We start from the raw sequence: 16,031 nt of genomic DNA on the forward strand, positions 1-16,031 counted from the left end.
CGAAACGGTGCCCCTCCCGGTTCGGGAGGGGCACCGCCGCGGTCGGTTCGCCGGGTCCGGTCGCGGCCCCTAGGCGAGGAAGCGCGCGATGAGCGGGTCGATGGTGACCGCCACGAACAGCAGCGCCAGGTAGGCGTTGGTGAGGTGGAAGAAGTTCATCGTCTTGAGCTGGGCCCCGGTCACGCCCGCCTTGGAGCGGCTGAGCAGGCGGTGGGCCTGGACGACCAGCAGGGCGCCCAGGACCGTGGCGACCACGCCGTAGAACCACGTGGTCCCGGCCACGGGCCAGAAGATCAGGGAGACGATCACGGTCGCCCAGGTGTAGAGCACCGACTCCAGCAGCACCCGGCGGTCGCTGGCGACCACGGGCAGCATCGGGACCTTGGCGGCCGCGTAGTCCTCGCGGTAGCGCATGGCCAGTGTCCAGGTGTGCGGCGGCGTCCAGAAGAACACGACCAGGAAGAGCACGAACGGCGCCCAGTCGAGGCTGTTGGTGACGGCGGCCCAGCCGATGAGGACCGGCATGCACCCGGCGATGCCGCCCCACACGACGTTCTGCGCGGTGCGCCGCTTGAGCAGCATCGTGTAGACGAAGATGTAGAAGGCGATCGCGAAGACCGACAGGACGGCCGAGAGCACGTTGACGAGCACGAGGAAGCCGACGGTGGAGCCGATCGCCAGGATCAGCCCGTAGGTCAGGGCTCCGCGCGGAGTGACCAGGTCCATCGCACCGGGGCGCTGGCGGGTGCGACGCATCTCACGGTCGATGTCGCGGTCGATGTAGCAGTTCATCGCGTTGGCGCTGGCGGCCGACATGGTGCCGAACACCAGGGTCGCGACCGCGGTCCAGAGCGGCGGCACTCCCCCGGCGGCGACGAACATCACCGGGATGGTGGTGATGAGCAGGAGTTCGATGACGCGGGGCTTGGAGAGGGCGACGTAGGCGCGCACGTGGGCGCCGAAGGAGGCCTTGCGGGGGGCCTCGGGCGCGGACGCGTCGTTCCCGTCGGTGTGGGGTGCGCGGTTGGTGAGGGCCATCAGTTCCGCGTCCTCACGTCCGGAAGCACTCGTGTCCCCTGGGGGGCCGGCTCGGTTTCAGACACGCGGATACCTCGACAACTGTAGGGAATTCGAAACTGCTCGCCACGCGGGGTCGATCGGACCGACAAAGCGGCAGGATCAGCGAAAACCCCGTCAACGACATACTGTAGTACTTCCTCGCGTGAACCGGTGACCAGCCCCCGGCGTACGGGTGGCCTCCAGCCCTGACCGCCTCCGACCCCCGGGGCGCCCCGGGGCCCGAGGGCCGGCCCCCGCGCGGGCGCAGGAGAAGGTTCGCACAGGCCCAGCCGTGCTTCCAATGTGCCACGCGTCCCGGAGAGGACCCGGGAGATGGGCACGAACCCGCGCACCTGGCGAGTTACCCGCCAGTAGTGAGAGGTGTCGGGCAAAGACATCCCCGGCTGTGGACGATAGGCTCGTAGTCGGCCCTGTTCCCGGTCCCTTCACCGTGGGGGCCGCGCTCCGGACGCCGTGGACCGGACGCTGTCCCACCGGCGCTGTGGCGCAGGTGCCGAGGCCGGAGCTCCGCGCCACGGAGCCACGTCCACAGCCCGAACCGAAGGCGACCCCGCCCTCCAGCGTTCCCCCGCGACCCACCCACCCGGTGGGCCGCCCGCGGGGTGCCCGGTGACCAACACGCACACACAATCCACACCCGTCCCGGAACCGGGTATCCGGGTGCCGGAGAAGGAGAAACGAAAGTCCGTGAACGCCCACACCCCGAAAAACCTGGAGTGGTCGGACCTCGACCTCCGCGCCGTCAACACGGTCCGAGCGCTGGCGATGGACGCGGTAGAGAAGTCGGGTAACGGACACCCCGGCACCGCGATGAGCCTCGCGCCCGCCGCCTACCTCCTCTTCCAGAAGGTCATGCGGCACGACCCCGCCGAGCCCGAGTGGGTGGGCCGGGACCGCTTCGTGCTGTCGATCGGCCACTCCAGCCTCACCCTGTACATCCAGCTCTACCTCGCCGGATACGGACTGGAGCTGGACGACCTCAAGAGCCTGCGCCAGTGGGACAGCCGCACACCCGGCCACCCCGAGTTCAGCCACACACCGGGGGTGGAGACCACCACCGGGCCGCTCGGCCAGGGCGTGGGCAACGCGGTCGGCATGGCCATGGCCGCCCGCCGTGAGCGCGGCCTGTTCAATCCCGAGGCCGGTCCGGGCGCCAGCCCCTTCGACCACCACGTCTACGCCTTCTGCTCCGACGGCGACGTCCAGGAGGGGGTGAGCCACGAGGCCAGCGCCCTGGCCGGGACCCAGAACCTGGGCAACCTCATCATGATCTGGGACGACAACCGGATCTCCATCGAGGACGACACCCGCATCGCGCACTCCGAGGACGTGGCCGAGCGCTACCGCGCCTACGGCTGGCACGTGGAAGAGGTCGACTGGACCGCCACCGGCGAGTACGTCGAGGACGTCGAGGCCCTCTACCAGGCGATCCAGCGCGGCAAGGCCGAGACGGAGCGGCCGACCTTCATCCGCCTGCGGACCATCATCGGCTGGCCCGCGCCCAACAAGCAGAACACCGGCGCCATCCACGGTGCGGCCATCGGCGCCGACGAGGTCTCCGCCACCAAGGCGATCCTCGGCCTGCCCGACGAGCCCTTCGGCGTCGAGGACGCGGTCATCGAGCACACCCGCCGCGCCCTGGACCGCGGCCGTGAGGCCCGCGCCGCCTGGGACGTCACTTTCGAGGCCTGGCACAAGAGCGCCGGTGAGCACGCCGCGCTGTTCGACCGCCTGATCGAGAAGCGGCTGCCCGAGGGCTGGGAGAAGGCGCTGCCCTCCTTCGACCCCAGCGAGAAGGGCATGGCCACCCGCAAGGCCAGCGGCGAGGTGCTCTCCGCCCTCGCCCCGCTGCTGCCCGAACTCTGGGGCGGCTCCGCCGACCTGGCCGGTTCCAACAACACCACGCCCAAGGGCGAGCAGTCCTTCCTGCCCTTCGACCGCGCCAGCGAGTCGTTCCCGGGCAACCCCTACGGGCGCGTGCTGCACTTCGGCGTGCGCGAGCACGGCATGGGCTCGATCCTCAACGGCATGGCCCTGCACGGCCCGACCCGCCCCTACGGCGGCACGTTCCTGGTCTTCAGCGACTACATGCGCCCCGCGGTCCGGTTGGCCGCGATCATGCAGCTGCCGGTCACCTACGTGTGGACGCACGACTCCATCGGTCTGGGCGAGGACGGCCCCACCCACCAGCCGGTCGAGCACCTGTGGTCGCTGCGCGCCATCCACGGCCTCGACGTGATCCGGCCGGCCGACGCCAACGAGACCGCCGTGGTGTGGCGCTCCGTGATCGAGAACGGCGACCGCCCGTCCGCGCTGGCGCTGACCCGCCAGAACCTGCCCGTGCTGGACCGCAGCGAGTACGCGTCCGCCGAAGGCGCCGTCAAGGGCGGGTACGTGCTGGCCGAGGCCGACGGGGACGCTCCGGAAGTGATCATCATGGCCACCGGCAGCGAGGTCCAGATCGCCCTGGACGCCCGCAAGGTCCTCCAGGAGGCCGGCACGCCCACCCGTGTGGTGTCCATGACCTGCGTGGAGTGGTTCGAGCGCCAGAGCGAGGAGTACCGCGAGCAGGTCCTGCCCTCCTCCGTGCGCGCCCGCGTGTCGGTGGAGGCGGGGATCGCCATGGGCTGGCGCCAGTACGTCGGTGACGCCGGTGAGTCCGTGAGCCTGGAGCACTACGGCGCCTCGGCCCCGTACCAGGTCCTGTACGAGAAGTTCGGTTTCACCACCGACGCCGTCGTCGAGGCGGCTCGCAAGAGCCTCACCCGGGTCGGCGGCTGACCCCGACGGGCCCCGGCGACCGCGCCGGGGCCCGTCCTTCCGTTCCAACGTGTGCAGACAGGGGCGGCGTTCCGCCCCCGAGGGAAGGCGCGAGAAGCCATGAACAAAGCACTCCAGGACCTCTCCGAAGCGGGCGTTTCCGTCTGGCTGGACGACATCAGCCGCGAACGCCTGCGCTCGGGCAACCTGACCGAGCTGATGTCGGACCGCCACGTGGTCGGTGTGACGTCCAACCCGACCATCTTCGACAAGGCGCTCGCCGAGGGTGACGCCTACGACGAGCAGGTCCGCGAACTGGCCGTGCGAGGCGTGTCGGTGGAGGAGGCGGTACGCATGATCACCGCCTACGACATCCGCTGGGCCGCTGACACCCTGCGCCCGGTGTACGAGTCCACCGGCCGTGTGGACGGCCGGGTCTCGCTGGAGGTGGACCCGCGCCTGGCCAACGAGACCGAGCGCACGGTCGCCGAGGCCAAGGCGCTGTGGTGGCTGGTGGACCGGCCCAACCTGATGGTCAAGATCCCGGCCACCGCGGCGGGCCTGCCCGCCATCACCCAGACTCTGGGGCAGGGCATCAGCGTCAACGTCACGCTGATCTTCTCCCTGGAGCGCTACCGGCAGGTGATGGACGCGTTCCTGGAGGGCATGGAGCTGGCCCGGGCCAACGGCCACGACCTGTCCCGCATCCAGTCGGTCGCCTCCTTCTTCGTCAGCCGGGTGGACGCCGAGGTGGACAAGCGCCTGCGCGAGATCGGTACCGAGGAGGCGCTCTCCCTGCTGGGCCGGGCCGCTCTGGCCAACGCCCGACTCGCCTACGAGGCGCACTCCGAGGTGTTCTCCTCCTCCGAGTGGAAGGCGCTGGAGAAGCTGGGCGCCCAGCCGCAGCGCCCCCTGTGGGCCTCCACCGGGGTGAAGGACCCCGCCTACGCGGACACCCTCTACGTCACCGAGCTGGTGGCCCGCGACACGGTGAACACCATGCCGCAGGCCACCCTCGACGCCACCGCCGACCACGGCCGGATCACCGGCGACACCGTTCTGGGCACCTACGAGCGCGCCCGGTCCGACTTCGCCGCCCTGGAGGACGCCGGGGTGAGCCTGACCGACGTGTTCGCGGTACTGGAGAAGGAGGGCGTGGACAAGTTCGTCACGTCCTGGCAGAGCCTGCTGGACGCGCTCTCGGCCAAGCTCGACGAACTCTCCTGAGCCGGCGGCCGCCGCGGGGTCCGGCCCCGCGGCGGCCCTCCGCCCCCGGCTCCGGGCGTCCCCCGGGTGAGAGTCGGGGATGTGGGCGCCCGGCCATCGAACCACCGTCCCACCAGCCACTCTCAACAGGAAGCGCGGAGATCCGTGAAAGAACCGGTGATGCCGGGAGCGGTACCCAATCCGCTCCGCAACGCCCTGGACCGAAGGCTCCCCCGTATCGCCGGGCCCAGCGTGCTGGTGCTGTTCGGCGTCACGGGCGACCTGGCCCGCAAGAAGCTCCTGCCCGCCATCTACGACCTCGCCAACCGCGGCATGCTGCCGCCGGGCTTCGGCCTGGTCGGCTTCGCGCGCCGTGACTGGGAGAACCAGGACTTCGCCGCCGAGGCCCACGCGGCGGTGCGCGAACACGCCCGCACCCCCTTCCGCGAGGACGTGTGGCGCCAGCTGAGCGAGGGAATGCGTTTCGTCCAGGGGGACCTGGACGACGACAGCGCCTTCGACGAACTCGCCAGGACCGTCCGCGAGCTGGACGCCGACCGCGGCACCGGCGGCAACTACGCGTTCTACCTGTCCCTACCGCCCAAGCTGTTCCCGACCGTGGTCACCCAGCTCAAGCGCAGCGGTCTGGCCTCGCCGGAGCCGAGTCAGGGGCCGGGCGGGGCCACACCGTGGCGCCGGGTGGTGATCGAGAAGCCGTTCGGCCACGACCTGGAGAGCGCCAAGGAGCTCAACGCGGTGGTGGACGACGTCTTCCCGCCGTCGTCGGTGTTCCGCATCGACCACTACCTCGGCAAGGAGACGGTTCAGAACATCCTGGCGCTGCGCTTCGCCAACACGCTGTTCGAACCGCTGTGGAACCGCAGCTACGTGGACCACGTGCAGATCACCATGGCCGAGGACATCGGTGTGGGCGGTCGCGCGGGGTACTACGACGGCATCGGCGCGGCGCGCGACGTCATCCAGAACCACCTGCTCCAACTGCTCGCGCTCATCGCGATGGAGGAACCGGTCTCCTACAGCGCGGACGCGATCCGCGCCGAGAAGGAGAAGGTCCTCTCCGCGGTGACGCTCCCCGACGACCTGGCCAAGGGCACCGCCCGCGGCCAGTACGCGGCCGGATGGCAGGGCGGCGCGGCGGTCTCCGGCTACCTCGAGGAGGACGGCATCCCGTCCGACTCGGTGACCGAGACCTACGCGGCGCTCAAGCTGGACGTGGGCACCCGGCGCTGGTCCGGTGTGCCGTTCTACCTGCGCACCGGCAAGCGGCTGGGCCGCCGGGTGACCGAGGTGGCGCTGGTGTTCCAGGCCGCCCCCCAGCAGATGTTCGCCCGCAGCGACGTCAGCGAGCTCGGCCAGAACGCCCTCGTGCTGCGCATCCAGCCCGACGAGGGCGTGACCCTGCGGTTCGGTTCCAAGGTGCCGGGCGCCTCCATGGAGGTGCGCGACGTGAGCATGGACTTCACCTACGGGCAGTCCTTCACCGAGGCCAGCCCCGAGGCCTACGAGCGCCTCATCCTGGACGTGCTCATCGGCGACCCGCCGCTGTTCCCGCGCCAGGAGGAGGTCGAGCTGTCCTGGCAGATCCTCGACCCGGTCGAGGAGTACTGGGCCGAGGCGGGTCAGCCCGAACAGTACGGTTCGGGTACCTGGGGCCCCGAGTCCGCGCACGAACTGCTCACCAGGGACGGCCGCCAGTGGCGCCGCCCGTGACCGCCAGCGCCCGTTTCCGGAGGGACCGATGACGCTCTATCTTCCGCGCACCACGACCTCGCAGATCACCGAGGCGCTCATGGCCGAGCGGCTCAGTGTCGGCGGGGGTGCGATGAACATGGTGCTCACCCTGGTCATCGTCACCGACGAGGCCGACCACTACGACGCCGTCCGCGCGGCCACCGAGGCGGGCCGGGAACACCCCTCGCGGGTGGTGGCGCTGATCCGCCGCGACCCGAAGGCCGAACCGGCCATCGACGCGGAGATCCGCCGGCCCGGCACCTCCGGTCCCGGTGAGGCGGTGCTGCTGCGCCTGTACGGGCCGCTGGGCGAACACCCCGACTCGGTGCTGACCCCGCTGCTGGTCCCGGACGCGCCCGTGGTCGTGTGGTGGCCCGGGCAGGGGCCCGCCGACCCGTCCGCCGACCCGGTGGGCCGCCTGGCCCAGCGCAGGATCACCGACGCTCTGCGCGCCCAGGATCCGGTAGGCGACCTGCTGGAGCGGGTAGCCCACTACCGTCCGGGTGACACGGACCTGACCTGGACGCGGCTGACCCCGTGGCGTTCGCTGCTGGCCAGCGCCATGGACCAGCCGTGCGGCTGGGTGAACGCGGCCAAGGTGACGGCCGAGCCGCACTACCCGAGCGCCGAGCTCCTGGCCGCGTGGCTGTCCGAGCGGCTGGAGGTCGAGGTGGAACGCGGCGTCTCGGACGGCCCCGGCCTGACCGAGGTCAAGCTGACCACCGACCAGGGGGACATCACGATCTCCCGGGTCGACGGCAGGGTGGCCACCCTGTCCAGGACCGGGCAGCCGGACCAGACGGTGGCGCTCGCCCGGCGCGGCGCCGCCCTGGCGCTGGCCGAGGAGCTGCGTCGCCTGGACCCCGACGAGACCTACGCGAACGCGGCCCGACACCTGGGGCCGCTGCTCGCTGGAAGCGGAGTTGAAGGATGAGCGAACCGGAGATCGTCCGGACCACCGACGCCGAGCAGCTCGCACAGAGCGCGGCGGCGCGGCTGGCGAAGCTGATCGTGAGCGCCGAGGCGGCCGAACGCCCGTTCCACCTGGTGCTGACCGGCGGCGGCGTGGGCATCAAGACCCTCGCCGCCCTACGGGACGAGGCCAAGGCCAGCGGGATGAAGTGGTCGCACGTGCACCTGTGGTGGGGCGACGAGCGCTTCCTGCCCGAGGGAGACCCCGAGCGCAACGAGACGCAGGCCTGCGAGGCGCTGATCGACGACATCGACATCCCCTCGCACCAGGTGCACCCGATGCCGTCCTGGGACGGCACCGACAACCACGAGGCGGAGCGGGGGGCCACGAACTACTCGGCGGCCCTGTCCGTGGCGGCGCGCGGGCGCGGCCCGGTGCCGGAGTTCGACGTGTGCCTGCTGGGCCTGGGCCCGGACGCCCACGTGGCCTCGCTGTTCCCGGGCCTGCCGGGCGTGCACGAGGACGAGGCGGCCGCGATCGCGGTGCACGACTCCCCCAAGCCGCCGCCGACCAGGATCAGTCTGAGCCTGTCCTCGATCCGCAGCGCCCGCCAGGTGTGGGTGCTCGCCTCGGGTGAGGGCAAGGCCGAGGCCGTCCGCCTGGGCGTGGCCGGAGGCAGCGTGGACGAGGCCCCGGTCGCCGGTGCCCGCGGCGCCGAGAAGACGGTGTTCTGGGTGGACGAGGCAGCCGCCTCCGAGCTGTAGCCACCCGGAGCGGTACACACGAGCGCCCCGGCCGTGAGTTCTCCCACGAGGAGATCCGCGCCCGGGGCGCCCTCGTGCCCGGGTGCGGTCGAGGGCGCGGTCCTCGAGAGAACCGTCATCCTCCGCACGTCCTTGCGCTGCGCCTCGGCATCCGGCGCGGGAGGGGGCCGGACCCGAATCGCGCGGCGGTCACCCCTCGGGCTCCTTTGACCAGGACGGCGTCGCCCGGCCAAAGGAGCGGGTCGTTCCTCAGTGCGCGGCGACGACCTCGTGCACGGTGGTCATGTCGTCGAAGGGCAGCATCTCGTCGCCGACGATCTGGTACGGCTCGCAGCCCTTGCCCGCGATGAGCACGACGTCACCGGAGCGGGCCACGGAGACGGCCCGGTCGATGGCGGCGCGGCGGTCGGGGATACGGGTGAACGGCGTCCCGGTCCGCTCGATGCCCTCGGCGACCTGGTCCATGATCGCCTCCGGGTCCTCGTGGCGCGGATTGTCCGAGGTCAGCACGCACCGGTCCGAGTAGGTGCCGGCGATCTCGCCCATGCGGGCGCGTTTGGTGGTGTCGCGGTCGCCGCCGCAGCCGAAGACGGTGAAGACCCGGCCCGGGGCGAACCCGCGGATCGTGGCCAGGACCTTGTCGAGGGAGTCGGGCGAGTGGGCGTAGTCCACGATCACCGAGACCCCGCGCGGGGCCGCGTAGTGCTCGAAGCGCCCCGGGATCTGGGGCATGCGCTCCAGCGCCGCCACCAGTCCGGCGAGATCGTGGCCCTGCAGGTGGCAGGCGGCCAGCGCGGCGAGCGCGTTGGACACCGAGAAGCGCCCCGGCATGGGGATCGCCGCCGGGTACTTGCGGCCGTCGTGGTGCAGGACGAACCGGGTGCCCGAGGCGTCCACGACCAGGTCGGTCGCCCGGTAGTCCGCCTCGGCCTCGACGGAGTACGTGACCGTCGCACCCGGCATCATCTGCGGGATCGTGGCGCCCACGGGGTCGTCCAGGTTGACCACGGCCTGACGGCACAGCCCCTGGAACAGCCGGAGCTTGGCGTCCCGGTAGAACTCCATCGTCCCGTGGTCGTCCAGGTGGTCCTGGGTCAGGTTGGTGAAGACCCCGACGTCGATGTGCGAGCCGTCCACACGGTGCTCGAGCAGCCCCATGGAGGTCGCCTCCAGCACGACGCTGAGGGTACCCCGGCTGCGCATCCGGGCGAGGAGGTACTGCAGGTCCGGAGCCTCGGGTGTGCTGAGCAGGGTGCGGGGCATGGGGATCGGGTCGCCGCCGGTCCGGGCACCGGAGGTGCCGATGACCCCGACCCGGGCGTCGTTGGCGATCCGCAGCAGGGACTCGTACATGGACGAGACCGAGGTCTTGCCGTTGGTTCCGGTGACCGCGACGACGTCCATGGCCGCGCCGGGGTCACCGTGGTGCCGGGCGGAGACCAGCGCCGCCGCGACCCGGGCGTCGGCGACCTGGACGACGCAGGTACCAGGTGGAGCGGCCAGGTCGGCCTCGGAGAAGGCTTCGTTCGGTGAGAGCGGTTCCTCGACCAGGACCGCGACGGCGCCCCGGGAGAACGCGGTGGCGATCCCCTCCGGGCCGCCCTCGCGGTGCCCGGGGAGCGCGAGGTAGAGGGAGCCCGGCGCCACCCGGTCGAGGTCGACGCAGGGCGCCGCGGCGATGGGGATCTCGGTGTCCCCGTAGATGACCTGGTGGGCATGGCCGTTGAGCAGTGCGCTCAGTTGCAGGGGGTGTCCCTTCGAAGGCGGTGCGGCCGCGGGCGCGGCCGACACCGGTATACCCGGAGTATACGCGCCCGCCCCCGAGCCTTCAGGAGGCCCGGGAGGTGCTCCAGAACACCGGGACGACGATCGCGGCGACCACCACGTGGGTGAGCTCCAGGACCACGACGGTGGCGGTCGAGGCCCCCGCGGTGAGCGGCGGCGCGAACATCAGCAGGGTGACGGCCACCGCGGCGACGGTCCACACCAGGCGGCCGCGGCGGGCGCCCAGGAGGCGCTCGGCCAGGGCGAGGGCTCCCCAGCCGATCAGGCCGAACCCGGCGCTGAAGACCAGGAACATGGGCCAGACGACGGTGGTGGCCTCCTGACCGGGCGGCGCGACCACCATGTCCGCGCCGACCAGGGGCGCTATCAGCGCGATGACGGAGTTGACGGCGGCCACGGCGACCACCGCGGCCAGGCGCGGCTGCCAGGAGGGGCGGGTGGCGGTACGGGGTCCGGCGCTGGTCTCGGTCATGGTCTTCTTCCTCCGGAGGATGTTTCGACTGGGTACCTTCACGACCGTACGGACCTCGGGCGAGACTTGCTATGCGTGATCAGCTTCGGTGTATACGCGATCATCCATCCACTGGATGATCACGGATACGCTGACGGCATGGATGTGCTGAGCGACGTCATCTCGACCGTGCGCACCGGGCAGCCGCACTCAGCCAGGATCGAGTGGTACGCCCCCTACGGCATGCGTTTCCCCGAGGTGCCCGGGGCGAAGTTCCTGGTGGTCCTGCAGGGTTCGTGCTGGCTGCTGGTGGAGGGCGGCGAACCGGTCCAGCTGGGGCCGGGCGACGTGCTGTTCCTGCCGCGCGGGCGGGAGCACTCGCTGACCAGCTCTCCGGAGGTACCCGCCGACCGGATCGACTGCGTGAGCCTCCTGCGGAGCCGGGGGGAGATCGTGAACACCCTGGCCGAGGCGGCCGTGCCCACCCTGGTGTGCACGAAGGGGCACGCCCGGCCCAAGGACACGCCCGCCGTCCCGCCGTTCGGAGCCACCTCGGTCGGGGAGGCTCAGGACGGTGAGCCCTCCTGTGTCACGGTGGGCGGCTCCTACTTCGCCAGTACCGCGCGGCCGCATCCCCTGCTCGCCGAACTCCCCTCCGTGGTGCACCTGCCCGCGAGGGTGGGCGAGCGCTCGGAGCTGCCGCTCGCGGTGGGGCTGCTGGGCCGGGAACTGGGATCGAACCGGCCGGGCGGGGACACCCTCATCCCCCACCTGCTGGACATGCTGGTCGTGTACATCCTGCGCACCTACCTGGAGGAGGCCCGCACCGCCGGCCAGGGAGCGGGGTGCGGTTTCGCCGGTGCCATGCGCGACCCGGGGGTGCACGCGGCGATCCAGGCCGTGCACCGCGACCCGGCCCACCCGTGGACCGTGGCGGAGCTGGGTGAGCGGGCCGGGCTGTCCCGGGCCGCCTTCTCCCGGCGCTTCACCTCGATGGTCGGGCAGTCACCGCTGGCCTACGTGACGTGGTGGCGGCTGACCATCGCCGCGCACCTGCTGCGCGAGGAGGACTCGACGATCGGCTCGATCGCCGTCCGGGTGGGCTACTCGTCGCAGTTCGCCTTCGCCAACGCGTTCAAGCGGGAGTTCGGCCGGTCCCCCGGGCGGTACCGGGAGTCGTCGCGGACCGCCCTTCCGGAGGAACCGCTGTCCCCCGCCGCGCCCGAGCGCTCAGGGTGAGAGCGGTGAAGAGCACCGCGCAGGGCAGGGCGTAGGGGCCGGGCCCCAGGAAGAGGGAGGCCGGGCTCGCGCCGAAGGCGAGCGGCGCGAGCCCGACGAGGGCGAGCAGGGTGGTGAGTACCGCCGTCGTGCCGGCGGCCCAGACCGGCCCACGCTTCGGGGCCCCTTCCGCCCCGGGCCGCATCAGGGAGACCGCCGCGGCGGCCGGTCCCAGTGCGACGAGGAGCGGGGCGAAGACCCAGACCAGGAAACCCGGGGTGGGCTCCTGCTGTCCGGAGAGCACGAACCCGCCGGTGACCAGGAGGTGCGCGACGCCGAGGCCCAGGATCGCGACGACGGCCGCGCGGCCGAGCCACACGGGTGGCCTCCGTCCCGGACCGTCCCCCGTGGCGCCCCGTTCCGTCCGCTGTTTCCCTGTGCCCATGTCCGCCTTCTCTCCGGTTTCCCTGCTTGCCTCCGACTCTGGCCGGGACGGTGCCGGAGCGCCTCCCCCGCGCGGGGGAGCCGGGTCACCCCGGAGAGGGAACCGCACCCCGCCGGAGAGCCGGGGCTGACGGAGGGGCAGGGCGCGGGCGGAGGCGCCGGATCGGGTCAGAGCTCGCCGGGGCAGGAGGAGCCCTCCGAGGGGACCTCGCCGTCCAGCAGGTAGGCGTCGACCACACCGTCCACGCAGGCGCGCCGGTTCCCGTAGGCGGTGTGGCCGCCGCCCTCGTAGGTGAACAGGGTGGCCGAGGCCAGTTGGCCGGCCAGCTCCCGCGCCCACACGTACGGGGTGGCGGGGTCGCCCAGGGTGCCGATGACCAGGATCGGCGGTGCCATGGGGGCGCTCACCCCGGTGGGGGCGAGCTCGGTGTCGGGCCAGTAGGCGCAGGGCAGGTACGACCAGACCTCGTCGCCCCCGAAGAACGGGGAGAGTTCGGCGGCGCGCCGGGCGCCCTCCTGGTAGTCGCGGGGGTCCGTGGGTCGGACGTGGTCGGCGCACTGCACCGCGGTGAAGGCGGACTCCGTCGCTCCCGGGGCCTCGTCCGGGCCGTCGGCGAAGCGGCTCAGGTACGCCTGGACGAACTCGTCCCCCGTGTCGCCCGCCGCGATCCGGGCGAGGAGGCGGGCATCGCTCTCCCACTGCCGCTCGGAGCGGAGCGAGTCCCGGAGCAGTCCGAGCATCTGGTGACGGCCGACGGCCTCCCCGTCGAAGACGATCGGGTCGGCGTCCAGCCCGGCCAGGATCGCCTCCGCCTCGGCCGGGGCCTCCTCCGCTCCGGTGAACGGGCACTCGGGGGCCTCCTCCAGGCAGTAGGCGACAAAGGCCTCCCACGCGGTCTGGGCGCCCTCGCTCTGCTCCACCGCGTCCGCGATGACGTCCCGCTCGATCTGCATCGCCCCGTCCAGGGCCAGGGCGCGGGTGTTCTCGGCGAACATCTCGGCGTACAGGGCGCCGACACGGGTGCCGTAGGAGTAGCCCACATAGCTCAGCCGGTCCTCGCCCAGCGCGTCCCTGAGGAGGTCGAGGTCGCGGACGACGCTGACGGTGCCCATGTTGGCGAGGAACCCCTCGCCGACCTCGTCCACGCAGCTCCGGGCGTACCTCATGGCGGCCCGCTCCAGGTCCCGGATCCGGCCCTCGGTGACGTCCTCGGGCGCGGTCCCCCGGACGGCCTCCAGCGGCCGCTTCACGACCTCCCACGCCGGGCAGGTGAACCCGGCGCTCTCCCCCACGCCGCGCGGGTCGAAGGAGACGAGGTCGAAGGCGTCCCGGGTCTGCCTGCTCAGGGCCAGGGGACCGGCCCTGAACTGTTCGACCCCGGCACTGCCGGGACCGCCGAAGTTGAACACGAGGGAGCCCCGGTACTGTTCGGCGGTCCCCTGGGCCGGGTGCCTGACGACCGCCATCTCGATGGTCTCTCCCCAGGTGTCGCCGTGGTCGACGGGGACGGTGACCGTGCCGCACTCCAGCCGCGAGGTCCAGTCGGGGTCGCCCTCGGAGGGCTCGGCCTCCGCCAGTTCCTCCGGGGTGAGGCAGGGCGCCCACTCGATCTCCTGGCCGTAGAAGGAGCGCTGTCCGTCCCTCTCGTCCGCCGGGGCGAAACCCGTTGTCGCGACCATCACCGCGGTCAGTCCCACGGCCCCGAGAACCCGTCCGCCCGTGCAGCGCACCCGTACACCAACCCTCACTCCGAGTAACTGACAGCAAGGGTTCAATACTCTGGGCATTCATGGGTCGGGGTGCGGAGAACATCCCGGTGGGCGGGTAAACAGTCCGTTCCGACGCTCTTTAACCGGCGGTGCCACCTCGGCAGGGGGCACCGCCGTGCCCGGGCGCGGGGTCAGCCGGTGGGGGCGCAGAAGTGGCCGCTACCGGGGGTGACGCCCTCCAGGATGTAGGTGTCGATCACCTCGTCCACGCAGTCGTTCAGACCGAACCCGTAGACGCCGTGTCCCGAGCCCTCGTAGGTGACCAGGGTGGCGCTGGCCAGCCGCTCGGCCAGGCTCTGGGACCAGCCGTAGGGGGTGGCCGGGTCGCCGACCGTGCCGATCACGACGATCGGAGGGGCGTCGGGCGCGGTGAACCCGGTGGGAGCCGCCTCGGCCTCGACCCAGTGCGAGCACACCATCAGGGGCCACACCGCCAGCCCGCCGAACAGCGCGGAGGCGTCGTGGGCGCGTTCCATGAGGTCGCGGTGGTCGGAGGTGTCGACGGCGGTGGCGTCCACCGGGTGGTCGGCGCACTCGACCGCCGTCCGCGCGGTCTCGGCGTTGACGAGGTCCGCCTCGTCGAACTCCTCGTCGGGGTGGCCGTAGGCGACCATGTAGAGGTAGGAGACGAAGTAGGCGGCCCGCTGGTGGTCACCGGCGTCCAGGTCGGCCAGGGCGTCGCTGAGGTCGGGCCACATGTCCTCGCTGTAGAGGGCCTGCATGGTGATGTCCAGCATGATGTCGCCGTCGACCACGACCTTCTCCTCGGCCCACACGGGGTCGTGCATGACCAGGGGGTCCTCGTCGAGGTCTCCGAGGATTTGTTGCATCTCCCCGGTCGCCCGGTCGGGGCCGCTGAAGGCGCAGTTGTTGCGGGTGGCCGCGCAGTCCTCGACGAACAGCTCCCAGGTCGCCTGGAAGCCCGCGAGCTGCTCGACCAGCGTGTCCGCCGGGGAGATGGCCAGGTCGACGCCGCCGTCCAGCACCATCGCCCCGACCCGGTCGGGATACGCGTCGGCGTAGACCGCGCCGAGGTGGGTGCCGTAGGAGTAGCCCACGTAGTTGAGCTCGTCCTCACCGAGCGCCTCGCGGAGCAGGTCCATGTCGTGGGCGACGTCGAGGGAGCCGAGGTGCGCGAGGAAGTCCTCGCCCTCCTCCTCCGCGCACACCTCGGCGTACTCCCTGGCCGCCTCGTCCAGCTCCTGGAGGTCGGTGTCGCTGAGGTCGTCCGGTTCGAGGTCCCAGGCCAGGAGGTCCTCCCACCGGTCGGTGCCCTCCTCCGCCCAGACCCCGTCCTCGGCCTCGTGGCAGGCGACCGGGTTGCTGGCGCCCACCCCGCGCGGGTCGAAGGAGACCAGGTCGTAGGCCTCCCGGATCTCGGGGCTGAGGATCTCGTCGAAGAGCATGTCCTGGCCGGTTCCGCCGGGGCCGCCCGGGTTGAGCACCAGCGAACCCCGCCGCTGCTCGTCGGTTCCGGTGGCGGGCTGGCGGATCAGGGCGATCCGGAGCCGGTACTGCTCGGGGTCCCGGTAGTCGAGGGGCGCCACCATGACACCGCACTCCAGGTTCCGCTGCCAGTCCTCGTCCACGTCCCAGAACTCGAGGATCTCGTCGACGTCCGAGCTGCTGTAGCAGGGCCCCCAGTTCAGGTTCTGTGTGCGCAGGCGCTGGAGTGCGCCGGCGGACTCGACCTGACCGGTGATGTTCTCCTGTGTCTCCTGGATCGCCGGGATCAGGGAACAGCCGGTGGCCAGGGCCGTGACCAGTGCACCCGCGGCCAACGCCCGGGTGGATCGATACCGCACGCTGCGGCTCCGTTCAGGAAGGGGGATGTTCTGCAGCGAAGACGATTTCCGTGGTGGCCCGGTTGGCACCTCATGTGTAACAA

12 protein-coding genes are annotated in these 16,031 nt (G+C 71.7%); 6 read left to right on the forward strand and 6 right to left on the reverse strand.

What is annotated here, in order from left to right; all coding sequences use genetic code 11:
• Positions 1-69 precede the first annotated feature (69 nt).
• A complete protein-coding gene (locus D458_RS0126480; RefSeq protein ID WP_017589735.1) occupies positions 70-1,038 on the reverse strand; it encodes a heme o synthase in 969 nt (322 codons plus the stop codon).
• 729 nt (positions 1,039-1,767) lie between these two features.
• Here D458_RS0126480 and tkt point away from each other — a divergent pair.
• From tkt to pgl, 5 genes are all read left to right on the forward strand, one after another.
• Entirely contained in the window at positions 1,768-3,861 is a 2,094-nt protein-coding gene (gene tkt, locus D458_RS0126485) for a transketolase (protein WP_026119702.1), read from the forward strand.
• Positions 3,862-3,960: 99 nt separating this feature from the next.
• Complete coding sequence (gene tal / locus D458_RS0126490; protein WP_017589737.1) at positions 3,961-5,067, forward strand: transaldolase; 1,107 nt, start codon at positions 3,961-3,963, stop codon at positions 5,065-5,067.
• Positions 5,068-5,226: 159 nt separating this feature from the next.
• On the forward strand, positions 5,227-6,777 hold the full coding sequence (gene zwf / locus D458_RS0126495) for a glucose-6-phosphate dehydrogenase (protein ID WP_017589738.1): 1,551 nt from the start codon (positions 5,227-5,229) through the stop codon (positions 6,775-6,777).
• 28 nt (positions 6,778-6,805) lie between these two features.
• Positions 6,806-7,732 (forward strand): glucose-6-phosphate dehydrogenase assembly protein OpcA, encoded by a 927-nt coding sequence (locus D458_RS0126500; RefSeq protein ID WP_017589739.1) that lies wholly within the window; start codon positions 6,806-6,808, stop codon positions 7,730-7,732.
• Positions 7,729-8,475 (forward strand): 6-phosphogluconolactonase, encoded by a 747-nt coding sequence (gene pgl / locus D458_RS0126505; protein WP_017589740.1) that lies wholly within the window; start codon positions 7,729-7,731, stop codon positions 8,473-8,475. Before D458_RS0126500 ends, pgl begins: the two co-directional genes overlap by 4 nt.
• 249 nt (positions 8,476-8,724) lie before the next feature.
• Here pgl and D458_RS0126510 read toward each other — a convergent pair whose 3' ends face one another.
• Positions 8,725-10,266 (reverse strand): UDP-N-acetylmuramoyl-L-alanyl-D-glutamate--2,6-diaminopimelate ligase, encoded by a 1,542-nt coding sequence (locus D458_RS0126510; RefSeq protein ID WP_017589741.1) that lies wholly within the window; start codon positions 10,264-10,266, stop codon positions 8,725-8,727.
• 37 nt (positions 10,267-10,303) lie between these two features.
• Positions 10,304-10,732, reverse strand: coding sequence for a DUF6069 family protein (locus D458_RS0126515; RefSeq protein ID WP_017589742.1), 429 nt, complete (start codon positions 10,730-10,732; stop codon positions 10,304-10,306).
• A 138-nt stretch (positions 10,733-10,870) separates the two neighbouring features.
• Here D458_RS0126515 and D458_RS0126520 point away from each other — a divergent pair, with 138 nt between their 5' ends.
• The gene (locus D458_RS0126520; protein ID WP_017589743.1) at positions 10,871-11,950 is read left to right on the forward strand and encodes an AraC family transcriptional regulator; all 1,080 of its coding nucleotides are present in this window, start codon (positions 10,871-10,873) and stop codon (positions 11,948-11,950) included.
• Here D458_RS0126520 and D458_RS36820 read toward each other — a convergent pair.
• The 3 genes from D458_RS36820 to D458_RS0126535 all read right to left on the reverse strand — a co-directional run bounded on the left by D458_RS36820 (position 11,847) and on the right by D458_RS0126535 (position 15,948).
• Positions 11,847-12,374, reverse strand: a complete 528-nt coding sequence (locus tag D458_RS36820) for a hypothetical protein (protein WP_204366930.1) — start codon at positions 12,372-12,374, stop codon at positions 11,847-11,849. The genes D458_RS0126520 and D458_RS36820 overlap by 104 nt on opposite strands.
• Before the next feature lie 167 nt (positions 12,375-12,541).
• A complete protein-coding gene (locus D458_RS0126525; protein WP_051049796.1) occupies positions 12,542-14,053 on the reverse strand; it encodes an alpha/beta hydrolase in 1,512 nt (503 codons plus the stop codon).
• 221 nt (positions 14,054-14,274) lie between these two features.
• Positions 14,275-15,948, reverse strand: coding sequence for an alpha/beta hydrolase (locus tag D458_RS0126535; protein ID WP_152521252.1), 1,674 nt, complete (start codon positions 15,946-15,948; stop codon positions 14,275-14,277).
• Between the last annotated feature and the right edge of the window lie 83 nt (positions 15,949-16,031).

This window comes from Nocardiopsis ganjiahuensis DSM 45031, from assembly GCF_000341085.1.
GTDB lineage: Bacteria > Actinomycetota > Actinomycetes > Streptosporangiales > Streptosporangiaceae > Nocardiopsis > Nocardiopsis ganjiahuensis.

Excerpts from the sequence above, each read along its gene's own strand:
- D458_RS0126480 (WP_017589735.1), bottom strand. The coding sequence starts at position 1,038 with ATGGCCCTCACCAACCGCGCACCCCACACCGACGGGAACGACGCGTCC.
- tal (WP_017589737.1), top strand. The coding sequence starts at position 3,961 with ATGAACAAAGCACTCCAGGACCTCTCCGAAGCGGGCGTTTCCGTCTGG.
- zwf (WP_017589738.1), top strand. The coding sequence starts at position 5,227 with ATGCCGGGAGCGGTACCCAATCCGCTCCGCAACGCCCTGGACCGAAGG.
- D458_RS0126500 (WP_017589739.1), top strand. The coding sequence starts at position 6,806 with ATGACGCTCTATCTTCCGCGCACCACGACCTCGCAGATCACCGAGGCG.
- pgl (WP_017589740.1), top strand. The coding sequence starts at position 7,729 with ATGAGCGAACCGGAGATCGTCCGGACCACCGACGCCGAGCAGCTCGCA.
- D458_RS0126515 (WP_017589742.1), bottom strand. The coding sequence starts at position 10,732 with ATGACCGAGACCAGCGCCGGACCCCGTACCGCCACCCGCCCCTCCTGG.
- D458_RS0126520 (WP_017589743.1), top strand. The coding sequence starts at position 10,871 with ATGGATGTGCTGAGCGACGTCATCTCGACCGTGCGCACCGGGCAGCCG.
- D458_RS36820 (WP_204366930.1), bottom strand. The coding sequence starts at position 12,374 with ATGGGCACAGGGAAACAGCGGACGGAACGGGGCGCCACGGGGGACGGT.
- D458_RS0126525 (WP_051049796.1), bottom strand. The coding sequence starts at position 14,053 with ATGGTCGCGACAACGGGTTTCGCCCCGGCGGACGAGAGGGACGGACAG.